At 42.1% G+C, this 12,854-nt stretch carries 11 protein-coding genes; all 11 read left to right on the plus strand.

All coding sequences use genetic code 11. The annotated features are described in order from the left end of the window. Nucleotides 1-34: 34 nt before the first annotated feature. The 11 genes from glmU (at nt 35) to FCL54_RS22340 (ending at nt 12,749) form a co-directional block, all read left to right on the plus strand. Nucleotides 35-1,396, plus strand: coding sequence for a bifunctional UDP-N-acetylglucosamine diphosphorylase/glucosamine-1-phosphate N-acetyltransferase GlmU (gene glmU / locus FCL54_RS22290; protein ID WP_138129490.1), 1,362 nt, complete (start codon nt 35-37; stop codon nt 1,394-1,396). Between the two features lie 29 nt (nt 1,397-1,425). Beyond that, nucleotides 1,426-2,379, plus strand: coding sequence for a ribose-phosphate diphosphokinase (locus FCL54_RS22295; RefSeq protein ID WP_138129492.1), 954 nt, complete (start codon nt 1,426-1,428; stop codon nt 2,377-2,379). A 73-nt stretch (nt 2,380-2,452) separates the two neighbouring features. Beyond that, on the plus strand, nt 2,453-3,124 hold the full coding sequence (locus tag FCL54_RS22300; protein ID WP_138129494.1) for a 50S ribosomal protein L25/general stress protein Ctc: 672 nt from the start codon (nt 2,453-2,455) through the stop codon (nt 3,122-3,124). 207 nt (nt 3,125-3,331) lie between these two features. Next, nucleotides 3,332-3,892 (plus strand): aminoacyl-tRNA hydrolase, encoded by a 561-nt coding sequence (gene pth / locus FCL54_RS22305; protein WP_138129511.1) that lies wholly within the window; start codon nt 3,332-3,334, stop codon nt 3,890-3,892. A gap of 62 nt (nt 3,893-3,954) precedes the next feature. Then, on the plus strand, nt 3,955-4,185 hold the full coding sequence (gene fin / locus FCL54_RS22310) for an anti-sigma-F factor Fin (protein WP_138129496.1): 231 nt from the start codon (nt 3,955-3,957) through the stop codon (nt 4,183-4,185). Nucleotides 4,186-4,313: 128 nt separating this feature from the next. Next, nucleotides 4,314-7,847: a transcription-repair coupling factor gene (gene mfd / locus FCL54_RS22315; protein WP_138129498.1), complete on the plus strand. Its 3,534-nt coding sequence runs from the start codon at nt 4,314-4,316 to the stop codon at nt 7,845-7,847. A 178-nt stretch (nt 7,848-8,025) separates the two neighbouring features. Then, entirely contained in the window at nt 8,026-8,556 is a 531-nt protein-coding gene (gene spoVT, locus FCL54_RS22320; RefSeq protein ID WP_138129500.1) for a stage V sporulation protein T, read from the plus strand. A 241-nt stretch (nt 8,557-8,797) separates the two neighbouring features. Next, nucleotides 8,798-10,414, plus strand: coding sequence for a putative polysaccharide biosynthesis protein (locus FCL54_RS22325; protein ID WP_138129502.1), 1,617 nt, complete (start codon nt 8,798-8,800; stop codon nt 10,412-10,414). A gap of 178 nt (nt 10,415-10,592) precedes the next feature. Beyond that, nucleotides 10,593-12,053: a bifunctional methyltransferase/pyrophosphohydrolase YabN gene (gene yabN / locus FCL54_RS22330; protein WP_138129504.1), complete on the plus strand. Its 1,461-nt coding sequence runs from the start codon at nt 10,593-10,595 to the stop codon at nt 12,051-12,053. A gap of 157 nt (nt 12,054-12,210) precedes the next feature. Then, nucleotides 12,211-12,483 carry an HU family DNA-binding protein gene (locus FCL54_RS22335; RefSeq protein ID WP_138129506.1) on the plus strand — a complete coding sequence of 91 codons (273 nt, stop codon included), beginning with the start codon at nt 12,211-12,213 and terminating at the stop codon, nt 12,481-12,483. Next, nucleotides 12,483-12,749, plus strand: coding sequence for an RNA-binding S4 domain-containing protein (locus FCL54_RS22340; protein ID WP_138129508.1), 267 nt, complete (start codon nt 12,483-12,485; stop codon nt 12,747-12,749). The genes FCL54_RS22335 and FCL54_RS22340 overlap by 1 nt, the downstream gene beginning before the upstream one ends. The last annotated feature ends 105 nt before the right edge of the window (nt 12,750-12,854 follow it).

The raw sequence follows: 12,854 nt of genomic DNA on the forward strand, positions 1-12,854 counted from the left end.
ATAGTGGAAAATAGGAAGTAATGGAGGATATTCGATGAATAGATATGCAGTCGTATTAGCTGCTGGCCAGGGAACAAGAATGAAATCAAAATTATATAAAGTTCTCCATCCTGTTTGCGGCAAGCCGATGGTCGAGCATGTAGTTGATAATCTGTCAAAGCTAAATCTTGATAAGATTGTAACGATTATTGGCCATGGAGCTGAGAAAGTGGAAGAACAGCTGCAGGATCGTGTGAAATATGCCATGCAGGAAGAACAGCTTGGAACAGGACATGCGGTTATGCAAGCCGCAGATCAGTTAAGCGGAAAAGAAGGGGTTACCATTGTAGTATGCGGTGACACGCCATTGATCACAGCTGAAACGATGGAAGCGCTTTTGTCGCATCATGAGAATGAGAGTGCTAAAGCTTCTATTCTTACTGCTGAGCCAGAAGATCCAACCGGTTATGGAAGAATCGTTCGAAACTCCGAAGGGCTCGTGGAGCGTATCGTTGAACACAAGGATGCGACAGAACAAGAACGTAAAATCAAAGAGATCAATACTGGCATTTTCTGCTTCGATAATAAAGAACTTTTCGAGGCGTTAAAGCATGTAAATAATGATAACGTCCAGGGTGAATACTATTTACCGGATGTCATTGAAATCCTGCAAAAGCGTGGAGAAAAAGTAGCGGCTTTTAAAACCCCGCATTTTAATGAAACGATCGGGGTCAATGACAGGGTTGCACTTGCACGGGCGGAACGTTTATTAAAGCAAAGGATAAATGAACAGCATATGAGAAACGGGGTTACGATCATTGATCCTGAGAACACTTATATTTCTGCTGATGCACAAATTGGCCACGACACTGTTATTTATCCAGGAACAACGATTCTAGGAGAAACGAAGATCGGAGAAGATTGTATTATTGGTCCTCAAACAGAGATCAAAGATAGTAGTATTGGTAATGAAGCTACCATCAAGCAATCCGTTGTCCATGATAGTGAAGTAGGCAATGCTGTGAAGATCGGCCCGTTTGCACATGTTCGCCCTCAATCAATAATAGGTGAAGAAGTGAAAGTTGGGAACTTTGTTGAAATCAAAAAGTCTAAAATGGAAAAAGGAAGTAAGGCTTCTCACTTAAGTTATATCGGTGATGCAGAAATCGGTAAAGAAGTTAATCTGGGCTGCGGCTCTATAACAGTTAACTATGATGGCAAAAACAAGCATCTAACAAAAGTGGAAGACGGCGCATTTATTGGCTGCAACGTAAACTTAGTCGCACCAGTTACAGTTGGAAAAGACGCTTTTGTAGCAGCTGGTTCTACGATAACAGAGGATGTTCCGTCCGAATCACTGTCAATCGCTCGCTCTCGCCAAACAAATAAAGAAGATTATTTAAAAAAGAATAAATAAGAACATTTTTATTGGAGGGGTATCGGCCAATGGCTAGTTATTTAGATCCAAACTTGAAAGTTTTCACATTAAACTCAAACCCAGATCTAGCTGAACAAATCGTAGAACATATCGGAGTTAAGATGGGTAAATGTTCGGTTACTCGATTCAGTGATGGAGAAATCCAGATCAATATCGAAGAAAGTATTCGCGGATGTGATGTTTATGTGATCCAGTCTACTTCTGCTCCGGTTAATGAACATATCATGGAGCTCTTGATCATGGTAGATGCATTGAAGCGTGCTTCTGCTAAAACAATCAACGTTGTTTTACCGTATTATGGATATGCTAGGCAGGATCGTAAAGCAAGATCCCGTGAGCCCATAACAGCCAAATTGGTCGCAAATCTTCTTGAAGTTGCTGGCGTTACACGCGTAATTACACTTGATCTTCATGCGACCCAAATTCAAGGGTTCTTCGATATCCCTGTTGACCAATTACTTGGTGTGCCGATTCTTGCTAAACACTTTAGGGAAAAGAATCTTGAAGATATCGTAATCGTTTCTCCTGACCATGGAGGGGTTACAAGGGCAAGAAAGCTTGCAGATCGTCTCAAAGCTCCAATCGCGATTATCGATAAAAGGCGCCCGCGTCCAAACGTGGCAGAAGTAATGAATATTGTTGGTAATATTGAAGGGAAAACAGCCATCATTATCGATGATATAATTGACACTGCAGGGACGATTACATTAGCTTCCAATGCGCTTGTCGAGAATGGGGCAAAAGAAGTATATGCTTGCTGTACGCATCCGGTATTATCCGGCCCTGCCATTGAAAGAATCCAAAACTCTAAGATTAAAGAATTAGTGATTACAAATACGATTCCACTTCCAGAAGAAAAAATGATCGATAAAATCACACAGTTGTCCGTGGCGCCGCTGTTAGGTGAAGCAATCATCCGCGTTCATGAGCAGCTTTCTGTAAGCAAGCTCTTCGACGAATAAGGTTTAGATTGGCCTGAATAAGGGTATATCATATAAAGATATCTAAAAACGTATTCAGGAAGGTGATGAACTAATGGATGCAACATTAAAAGCAGAGGATAGAGCGGTCACAACCAGAGCTCACTTAAGGGAAATCCGCAAAAACGAGGGATTGCCGGGTGTACTATATGGAAAAGATCGGAAAAGCGCCCCCGTTTCTGTCGATGCCAATGAATTTTTCAAAGTGTATCGTCAGGTAGGGAAAAATGGCGTTATCTCACTAGACTTTGCTGACCAGGGGAAGTATCCAGTTATGGTTCATGAACTGCAGTATGATTCAATCAAAGGAACGCTGGTGCACGTGGACTTTTTCTCCGTTGACTTAAATAAAGAGGTCGATGCAGATGTTCCTGTACAGATTGTTGGAGAAGCTGCAGGAGTAAAAGAAGGCGGAGTCCTTCAGCATATGCTACATGACATTACTGTTCGTGCCAAACCAAATGATTTCCCTGACAGCATTTCTGTTAATGTGGAAAAACTTGAAATTGGGGATACCCTTCAAGTTGGAGATCTCGAAAAATCTGGCAAATATGAAATTCAAGCTGATGATGAAGAGCCGATCGTTTCAGTCGTTCCTCCTTCCAAAGAGCCGGAAGAAACAGAGGAAGAGGAAGACACTGGGGAAGCAGCAGGCGTTGTCAGCGGTCAGGTTGAGGATAACGAAGATAAAGAAGACAGTGGTCAGGAAGAGAATACAGAAGAATAAAGGGAAAGGCGTAACCTGCAGGTTACGCCTTTTTAACCATGTAATCATGCTCCTTATGTATTACTAAGCGAGAAATGCATGAAAGCTTAAAGTTACCCATAAAATGAGATATCGGAAAATTAATGTTTGCAAAAAGATTATTGAAGTCATATGGTAGATAGGAGAACCAGGTGCGAAAGCAAGCAGGTTGAAAGTGAGGAAGGAATTGTGAAATTAATCGTTGGACTTGGAAATCCGGGTAGAAAATATGAAGACACCCGTCACAACATTGGATTTAAAGTGATCGACCAATTATCAGAAAAGCTGGGGATTGAGCTCGATAATAAAAAATTTAACGGGATCTACGGGAAAAAGAATATAGAAGGAGAATCCATTTTCCTGTTGAAACCTTACACATATATGAATTTATCTGGAGAATCAGTACGCCCTATAATGGATTACTTTGATATTCCACTCGAGGATTTACTGGTTGTTTATGATGATCTTGATTTGCCAGTCGGAAAGATTCGCCTGAGGCAAAAGGGGAGTGCCGGAGGGCATAATGGAATAAAATCATTGATCGCACACTTGAACAGCCAGGATTTTAAGAGAATCAGAATTGGGGTCGACCGTCCGCCATCTGGCATGTCGGTTCCTGACTATGTGTTGAGTAGGTTTAGAAAAGAGGAAGAAGACCAGATTAAGAATGCAGTTAATAAATCTGCAGCAGCCAGTGAAAAGTGGATAAACACACCTTTTTTAGAAGTCATGAATGAATTTAACCAATGAATAGATTCCAAGCTTAACGTCCATACTAGGAAAAGAAATGGATGTTAAGGAGGACTTTTCATATGACTATCACCTATCAGTGCCGCCACTGCGGACAAGAGGTAGGAAAGCTTGAACAACAAAGTTGTACGATAGATAAGCTGGGATTTAACCAGTTGACGAACCAGGAACGGCAGGAAATGATTGAATATCATAACGATGGTACCATGACGGTGAAAACGATTTGTGAAGATTGCCAGGAAGCTTTAGAGAGAAACCCTCATTATCATCAATTGCACTCTTTTATTCAATAAGCGCTTTGGGTTTTTCCAAAGCATTTTTGCGTTGTTTTGGCTCTTTAAAAAAGTTTGGTTTTAATAGATGAAAATGAAAGAAACCTTACACCACGACCCGTTAGTTTGAGAGGGGAGAAAATCAAAATATGTTAGGACTTCGAAATTACTTCAGTAAAGGCGATGAGGTTCAAACGTTACTAGATGGAATCGATGGGGGGCTAAAAGAGCAGCTGGTTTCCGGACTATCAGGTTCAGCCAGGATGCTATTAATAGCTTCTCTTTATAATGCGACAAAACGCTCTACATTGATTATTACCCACAACCTATACCAGGCTCAAAAGTTATATGAGGACTTGACAGATCTGGTAGATCCAAAAGAAGTTTTTCTATACCCGGTAAATGAACTGATATCCTCAGAAATTGCGATTGCAAGCCCGGAGCTCAGGGGCCAGAGGATTGAAGTGCTCAATCACTGGAGCGAGAGCCAGAGCGGCATCGTCATTGCTCCGATATCTGGAGTAAGGCGGTATTTGCCGCCAAAGGAAGTTTGGAGAAAAGGACAGTTAACGTTCCATATCGGTGATGATATTAACCTGGAAGAAACATTAAAAAGGCTTGTTGCAATTGGTTATGAAAGAACGGCTATGGTTGCAACACCGGGAGAATTCAGTGTCCGCGGTGGAATCATCGACATCTATCCGCTAACGGAGAGCCATCCGGTCCGAATCGAACTATTCGACACAGAAGTGGACTCCATTCGTTATTTTAATATCGAAAACCAGCGGTCTGAGGACAAAACAGATTCGGTAACGATTGGCCCTGCCGAGGAAGTGATTCTTTTTCCGGAGAATTATGAACAGGGTGCAACTAAACTTGAAGCACAGCTTGGCAAAACACTTAAAAAAGTAAAAGATAATAAAGCAAAAGAAAATTTGAATGAACATATTAATTATGAGATCGGGCAGCTAAAACGGCAGGAGGCATTCCAGGGACTTTATAAATATATGTCTTTTTATTATGAGAATCCTGCAAGTTTGCTAGATTATATGCCGGAAAATGGAACGGTAGTTTTTGATGAAGTAAGCAGGGTCCAGGAAATGTCGTCAGACCTCGACAAAGAAGAGGCGGAATGGCAGACAGCGCTCTTAAAGCAGGGAGAAATCGTCGCTGATCTTTCGTTATCTCGTCATTACGATGATCTATTTGGGAAGATTAAGCAATCCGTCATTTACCTTTCTCTGTTTTTGCGACATGTTCCGCATACGAATCCAGAAAATATCATTAATGTCTCTTGTAAATCGATGCAGAACTTTCACGGGCAGATGAACGTGTTGAAAGGCGAACTCGAACGCTGGAAAAAGGGGAAGTTTGCAGTTGTGTTTCTTGCTCCTAACCAGGAGAGGGCAAAACGGTTCGAACGGGTGCTGGACGATTACGAAATCGATGCATTGATAACAGACCCAGACGCTCCGTTAACACACGGAAGCTATCAAATCCTAATCGGAGATCTGAGCGGCGGTTTTGAATTGCCGATGCAAAAGCTTGCAGTGTTAACAGAAGCAGAGGTGTTCACAACCAAAACCAGGAAGCCGCGCAGAACTCAAAAATTATCAAATGCTGAGCGCATCAAAACATATACAGAGCTAAAAGTAGGAGACTATGTTGTCCATGTTAATCATGGAATCGGGAAATACCTTGGCATTAAAACGCTAGAAATTAACGGGATTCATAAAGATTACCTTTATATTAGCTATTCTGGAAACGATAACCTGTATGTTCCTGTCGATCAAATTGACCAGGTTCAAAAATATGTTGCTTCGGAAGGAAAAGAACCCAAGATTTACAAGCTTGGCGGCAATGACTGGAAGAAGGTTAAACGTAAAGTCCAGTCATCTGTCCAGGATATTGCTGATGATCTTATCAAGCTTTATGCAGAGAGAGAGGCAAGCAAAGGCCATCGATATCCTAAAGATGACGAAGCGCAGCGGGAATTTGAAGCTTCTTTCCCTTATCAAGAAACAGAAGACCAACTCCGTGCTATTCAAGAAATTAAAGAGGATATGGAAAAAGAAAGGCCGATGGACCGACTGCTGTGCGGCGATGTAGGATACGGAAAAACCGAAGTTGCAGTAAGGGCTGCTTTTAAAGCGATCATGGATGGAAAACAGGTTGCTATTCTCGTTCCGACAACGATCCTTGCCCAGCAGCACTTTGAAACGCTTCGCGAACGGTTTGCAGACCATCCGATCAACATCGGGCTGTTAAGCAGATTCCGTTCCAGGAAAGAACAAAACGAAACGCTTAAAGGATTGAAAAATGGCTCGATCGATGTGGTAGTTGGAACGCATCGGATCCTTTCTAAAGACATTAAGTATAACGATCTCGGCTTACTCATCGTCGATGAAGAGCAGCGTTTCGGTGTAACCCACAAAGAAAAGATAAAACGAATGAAAGCTAACGTGGACGTACTTACGTTAACAGCTACACCGATCCCGAGGACACTCCATATGTCATTACTTGGTGTAAGGGACCTTTCCGTGATCGAAACGCCTCCTGAAAACCGTTTTCCGGTTCAGACTTATGTAGCTGAGTTCAGTGCCGCCCTTGCCAGGGAGGCGATAGAGCGTGAATTGGCACGAGGCGGCCAGGTGTATTTCCTCTATAACCGTGTGGAGGATATCGACCGGATGACGGAGCAAATCCGTTCGCTCGTACCGGATGCAAAGGTTGCATTTGCACATGGACAAATGAGTGAATCTGAACTAGAGTCTGTCATGATCGATTTTCTTGATGGCAATTATGATGTGTTAGTGAGCACAACGATTATTGAAACAGGAGTCGATATTCCTAATGTGAACACACTCATTGTATATAATGGCGATAAAATGGGGCTTTCACAACTTTACCAGCTACGTGGCCGTGTAGGAAGGTCAAACAGAGTAGCATACGCCTATATTACTTATCAAAGGGACAAAGTATTGACTGAAGTTGCAGAAAAGCGACTTCAGGCAATCAAGGAATTCACCGAACTTGGTTCTGGTTTTAAAATTGCGATGCGCGATCTGTCTATTCGTGGTGCCGGGAACCTCCTTGGTGCAGAACAGCACGGATTTATCGATTCGGTTGGCTTTGACCTTTACTCTGAAATGCTGCGCGAAGCAATCGAAGAAAGAAAAGGGAACAAACCGAAAGAAACGCCTTTCTCTGTGGAAATCGAGATTGATGTAGACGCATATATTCCGCAAAGCTACATTCAGGATGAACGGCAGAAAATCGATATGTACAAACGGTTTAAAGGATTAAAGTCATTGAAGGATGTAATTGACCTTCAAGATGAAATGCTCGACAGATTTGGCGATTTTCCTGAAGAAGTAGAATATCTATTCTCTATTGCAAGAATCAAGGAGTTCGCAAGGCGCTTGAAAGTGGAGTCTGTTACCCAAAGAAAACAGGATATCGTTCTAACGTTTTCTGAAGACGCAAGGGAAATCGTAAAGGGTGAAGATATTTTTGAAATCGCGAATGAATATGGAAGAAAGGTTTCGCTTGGAGCAGACGGAAACAAAGTAAAGCTGGCAGTAAAAGGTCGCGGCATGGAGATGAACGAACAAGTAACCCTTGTTGAAAAGATACTGGAAAAAATTACAAAAACCGGAAGAAAGACGAGGAATGCTGGATAAAGGCAGGCTGTTTTGCTGCCTGTTAATTGGATGATTAAAACAATTTTGACATGATTGTGAATAGATATGGCACGACGACGGATAATAAAAGAAAGAAATTGGTACTCACCCCACAAAAAGAGAAAAAATCCGTTAAAATTCAGTATCCAACAACCTTGATGAAAGTGAGGCAACTTAGATGAAAGCAACTGGTATTGTTCGTCGTATCGATGATTTAGGCCGTGTCGTAATTCCAAAAGAAATTCGCAGAACATTACGTATTCGTGAAGGTGATCCACTGGAAATCTTTGTCGACAGAGAGGGAGAAGTTATTTTAAAGAAATATTCTCCGATCAGTGAACTTGGCGATTTTGCAAAAGAATATGCAGAATCGTTAGCGGAAAACTCTGGGCACCTTGTTTTAATTTCCGATCGCGATGTTTTTATAGCAGTCGCGGGGGGTTCTAAAAAAGAATACCTTAACAAAAATATTGGCATTACAGTTGAAAAGGCAATGGAAAATCGTAAAACGAGTGCTGATAATGCCCAGGCTGAGCTGGTAGATGGCAATCAGATTGAAGACAGCCATGTGATTGCTCCAATTATTGCAAATGGTGATCCGATCGGTGCCGTTCTTATGGTTGCAAAAGAAAATGACAAGCTCGGCGAAATCGAACAACGTTTGTGTGAAACAGCAGCAGGATTTTTGGCACGACAGATGGAACAATAATGTCTTCATCTTATCTTTATCACCATCTTTAAGGAGAAAGCTTTTTAGCTTCTCCTTTTTTTAGTGGTTGTAAACAACCTGGAGATGGCTGCATTATATATAAAAGCTTTCCTGAAAAATAAACGAGTGTTTCCTGCTAGATAGGGAAAAAGAAAATAATGCGTAAAGATTAGGGAGATATGCTATAATGCATAAAGGATTTTACATATATTTCATTTGATTTTTTCAGGAAGGTGTAAGCATGAACGCCTCTAACAATAAAAGCTTCTGGCAGGGCGCAGTACTGTTAACGGCTGTTGCGCTCGTTATGAAGGTTATGAGTGTAGGGTATCGAATTCCATATCAGAATTTAGCAGGAGATCTAGGCTTTTACGTCTATCAGCAGGTTTATCCCTTTTACTCCATCGTGATTATCCTTGCGACCTACGGCTTTCCGGTCGTAATCTCAAGGCTTGTTTCAGATAGCAACTCGAAAGGGGATCATTTAGGGGCGATTGACGTTGCGCGCATTTCCTTTTACAGTCTTGCTTTTATCGGTTTGGTTTCTTTCGCTGTTCTTTTTTCAAGCGCGCCGTATATTGCGGGGCTAATGGGTGATAGAGCCCTCTCCCTTCCGCTCAGAGTAACTTCGTTTTCTTTCTTAGTAATGCCGCTGATCGCATCAGTTAGAGGGTATTTTCAAGGAAAAGAAAATATGTTCCCGACTGCAGCCTCACAGCTGATCGAGCAAGCTGTCCGCGTTATTGCAATCCTTTTATTAACGCTTTCTATTATAAAGGGCGGTTACGGAGCCTATGCTGCAGGAACAGGTGCAGCTGCCGGCTCGGTTATCGGCGGCGGTGCAGCAGTGTTATTTCTCCTGTTTTATTTTTTATATCGAAAAAAAACAATAAACAGAGAGACAGGCAATGGAAAGAGAAAACTTTCGATAAAAGTGGTTTTGATTCGACTGTTAAAAGAAGGCTTTGCAATTTGCGTTAGTGCTCTTGTTCTTGTTTTGATCCAGCTGGTCGATGCGTTAACAATTGTTCCGTCATTGATAGAAGCTGGTTTTGACGGTCGGATCGCAAGGATAACCAAAGGGGTATTCGACCGGGGCCAGCCTTTGATCCAGCTCGGAACTGTACTTGCTACATCTCTTTCACTTTCTCTTGTTCCCGTTATTACGAAAGCTTATTTAAAACGGGATTTCGAGACCATTATCTATTATTCATCGATCGCCCTGAAGGTTAGTGTAGTGATAGGTGTTGCAGCTGCAGCAGGATTGGCAATAATTATTGAACCTGTCAACACGATGCTGTTTACGGATAACGCCCGATCACTTGAACTTGGAGTGCTAGGAGTATCTTTATTGTTTAGCTCTATCGCCCTTACTGCAGCAGGTATTTTGCAGGGGATGGATGCAGCCAGGGAAGTTGCCTGGTATGTTGTCCTCTTAATCGGTTTGAAGGTTTTGCTTAACCTTTCCCTTGTGCCTGCTTTCGGATTGATGGGTGCAGCTTTTTCTACAGTTGGTGTATTTTCTCTCTTTGCATTTCTTAGCGTTCTTTCCATTCATAAAAAAACCGGTTTGTTTTACAAAGCGAAATTTAAAGGGATTAAGGTGTTTGCTAGCATGGCGGCAATGATTATTGTAGTCGGGATCTGGAAAGAAACACTTTACGTCATTTCTGGAGAGGAAGACCGTATGTCAGCTGCAGTGATAGCGGTAAGCAGCTCATGCATTGGTGCTGTGAGCTACTTGCTCGCTTTATTAAGGTTACATGTATTCAATGATGAAGAGTTGCTTCTTTTGCCAAAAGGAGATAAACTTCTTTCCTTTTCAAGGCTCGTAAGAAGGGAAAAGGCAGAAACTTAATAATTTCAGTAAATAAGTTTGTTGGCACTTTGTCTTTGGAAATGATAAATGATAGCATCAAGTTGATGGAAGGGGATGACTCAAAAACAAAGTGTCAGCCCCATTGTTTTAGGGATCTATAATTTTAGGTTTAGTTGGAAAGAATCGTTGCTTAAACAGATGTAAAGGAGCTAATGGAATGGCAAATACCTTAACAATAGTCGGGCTTGGTGCAGGTGGAATGGAGCAGCTGACGATGGGAAGCTACAGGCTTCTTAAAAATGCAGAAACCCTTTATATTAGAACGGCTCATCATCCTGTCGTAAAAGAGTTAAAGGAGGAAGGAGTCCAGTTTACCTCGTTCGATCAATTCTATGAGAAAAATGATTCCTTTGAAGATACATATCGTGCTATTGTGGATCAATTATGGCAGGAAACAGTTGGTAAAGATGTTGTTTATGCTGTTCCGGGCCATCCGCTTATTGCAGAGCAAACAGTGCAAACCTTGCTGCATGAAGCAGAGGAGAAAGGTGTTTCCATAGACATCGCTGGAGGACAAAGCTTTTTGGACCCCATGTTCTCAGCGCTTAAAATAGACCCGATCCAGGGATGCCAGATTCTTGATGCAACAAGGTTTTCACGAAGTGAGGTTCAAATTCGCCAGCATCTGATTTTTGTACAGGTATATGATGCTTTTGTGGCCTCAGAAGTGAAATTAACATTGATGGAGCTTCTTCCTGACGATTATGGAGTGACGGTTGTCCGCGCGGCAGGAAACAAAGATGAGTCTGTTATTAAAATTCCCTTATATGAACTAGACCGGTCGGTGGAAGTCGATAATCTTACAGCAGTGTATGTGCCTCCTGTATCTGAGGATGCTTTGCTTTATGGAGATTTTGAATACTTAAGGGAAGTCATCGCTGCACTGAGAGGCCCGGATGGTTGTCCGTGGGATAAGAAGCAAACACATGAATCGTTAAAGAAGTATTTGATCGAGGAAGCTTATGAAGTGCTTGATGCGATCGATGAACAGGACGAGGACCATCTGGCTGAAGAGCTCGGTGATGTTTTGCTGCAGGTGATGCTGCATGCTCAAATCGGCGAGGATGAAGGAATGTTTACGATCGCTGATGTGGTAAGCAACTTGAATGATAAGCTGGTTAGAAGACACCCGCATGTATTTGGCGAAAAACAGGCAGAAAATGCCGAAGAGGTGTCTGCTTTATGGGAGGATATAAAGAAAGAAGAAGGTTACCGGCCGGAAAAGTCTCGCCTTGATAAAATCAATAAAGCGCTGCCGGGTGTGCTAAGGGCATATGAACTTCAGAAAAGCGCTGCAGAGATCGGATTTGATTGGAGTGAGCCCGAGCCGATCTGGGATAAAGTAACGGAAGAACTGGAAGAGTTCATGCAAGCACTGGCAAAGGAAGACGAGCAGGAAAAAATTAGCGAGTTTGGAGATATACTGTTTGCGCTGATTAATCTGGGCAGGTATTATAAGATTAATCCAGAAGAAGCGGTTTTAAGGACAAATAGCAAGTTTTATAACCGTTTCCGTTATATTGAGGAGCAACTGGCTGCACGGGGGCTTAAAGGTGAGGAGCTAACGCTTGATGAACTGGACAGCCTGTGGGATGAGGCGAAAGGAAAGGGACATTAATATAAGCTATGCAAGATGATTTTCCCCATTTGCTTTGTGGTCCCTATTTGTATAAGTGTCCTTTGAGGCAGGTAGTGGTTTAATAATACTTTTAAAAAGGAAATCTCCCTTAAATGAAGAATTTTGCTAGTAAATGATTCGATAGGAGGATGAAGTAATGAATAAAGGCGAATTGGTGACGAATTTATCTGAGAAGTCAGGTTTACCAAAGAAGGATGTTGAAACGGTTGTCAGTGGGATGCTTGATGAGATTACTGAAGCACTGAAGAATGGGGAAAAGGTACAGTTTGTCGGCTTTGGGACGTTTGAAACAAGAGAACGTGCAAGCCGTACCGGCCGAAATCCACAGACCGGTGAAGAGATTTCGATCCCTGCATCTACTGTTCCTGCGTTTAAAGCCGGAAACAAGTTGAAGGAAGCGGTTAAGTAATGCGTCTTGATAAGTTTTTGAAAGTTTCACGGCTGATCAAACGCCGGTCTGTTGCAAAAGAAATTTGCGACAAAGGAAGAATTGAAATTAATGGCCAGGCAGCAAAGGCCGGTTCAAATGTGAAACCAGGGGATGAATTGAAGATCCGTTTCGGCAACAAGATTGTTACTGTACAGGTGGAAGAAGTAAAAGAAACAACTCGAAAAGAAGAAGCTTCGGAAATGTATACAGTGCTAAAAGAAGAAGGAATTGAACAATCTCTTTAAAAGGGCCTGAAAGGTACCGACCCCCGAAAGTTAGAGTAATAAATCTAACTTTCGGGGGTGTTTTTATGGCCAAATATAGTGAGGAATTTAAAATAAAACTTGTCA

Source organism: Exobacillus caeni (assembly GCF_005747095.1).
Classification (GTDB): domain Bacteria; phylum Bacillota; class Bacilli; order Bacillales; family Guptibacillaceae; genus Exobacillus; species Exobacillus caeni.

Coding starts and splice junctions, on each gene's coding strand:
- FCL54_RS22325 (WP_138129502.1), top strand. CDS start 8,798: ATGAACGCCTCTAACAATAAAAGCTTCTGGCAGGGCGCAGTACTGTTA.
- yabN (WP_138129504.1), top strand. CDS start 10,593: ATGGCAAATACCTTAACAATAGTCGGGCTTGGTGCAGGTGGAATGGAG.
- FCL54_RS22335 (WP_138129506.1), top strand. CDS start 12,211: ATGAATAAAGGCGAATTGGTGACGAATTTATCTGAGAAGTCAGGTTTA.
- glmU (WP_138129490.1), top strand. CDS start 35: ATGAATAGATATGCAGTCGTATTAGCTGCTGGCCAGGGAACAAGAATG.
- FCL54_RS22340 (WP_138129508.1), top strand. CDS start 12,483: ATGCGTCTTGATAAGTTTTTGAAAGTTTCACGGCTGATCAAACGCCGG.
- spoVT (WP_138129500.1), top strand. CDS start 8,026: ATGAAAGCAACTGGTATTGTTCGTCGTATCGATGATTTAGGCCGTGTC.
- fin (WP_138129496.1), top strand. CDS start 3,955: ATGACTATCACCTATCAGTGCCGCCACTGCGGACAAGAGGTAGGAAAG.
- FCL54_RS22295 (WP_138129492.1), top strand. CDS start 1,426: ATGGCTAGTTATTTAGATCCAAACTTGAAAGTTTTCACATTAAACTCA.
- mfd (WP_138129498.1), top strand. CDS start 4,314: ATGTTAGGACTTCGAAATTACTTCAGTAAAGGCGATGAGGTTCAAACG.
- FCL54_RS22300 (WP_138129494.1), top strand. CDS start 2,453: ATGGATGCAACATTAAAAGCAGAGGATAGAGCGGTCACAACCAGAGCT.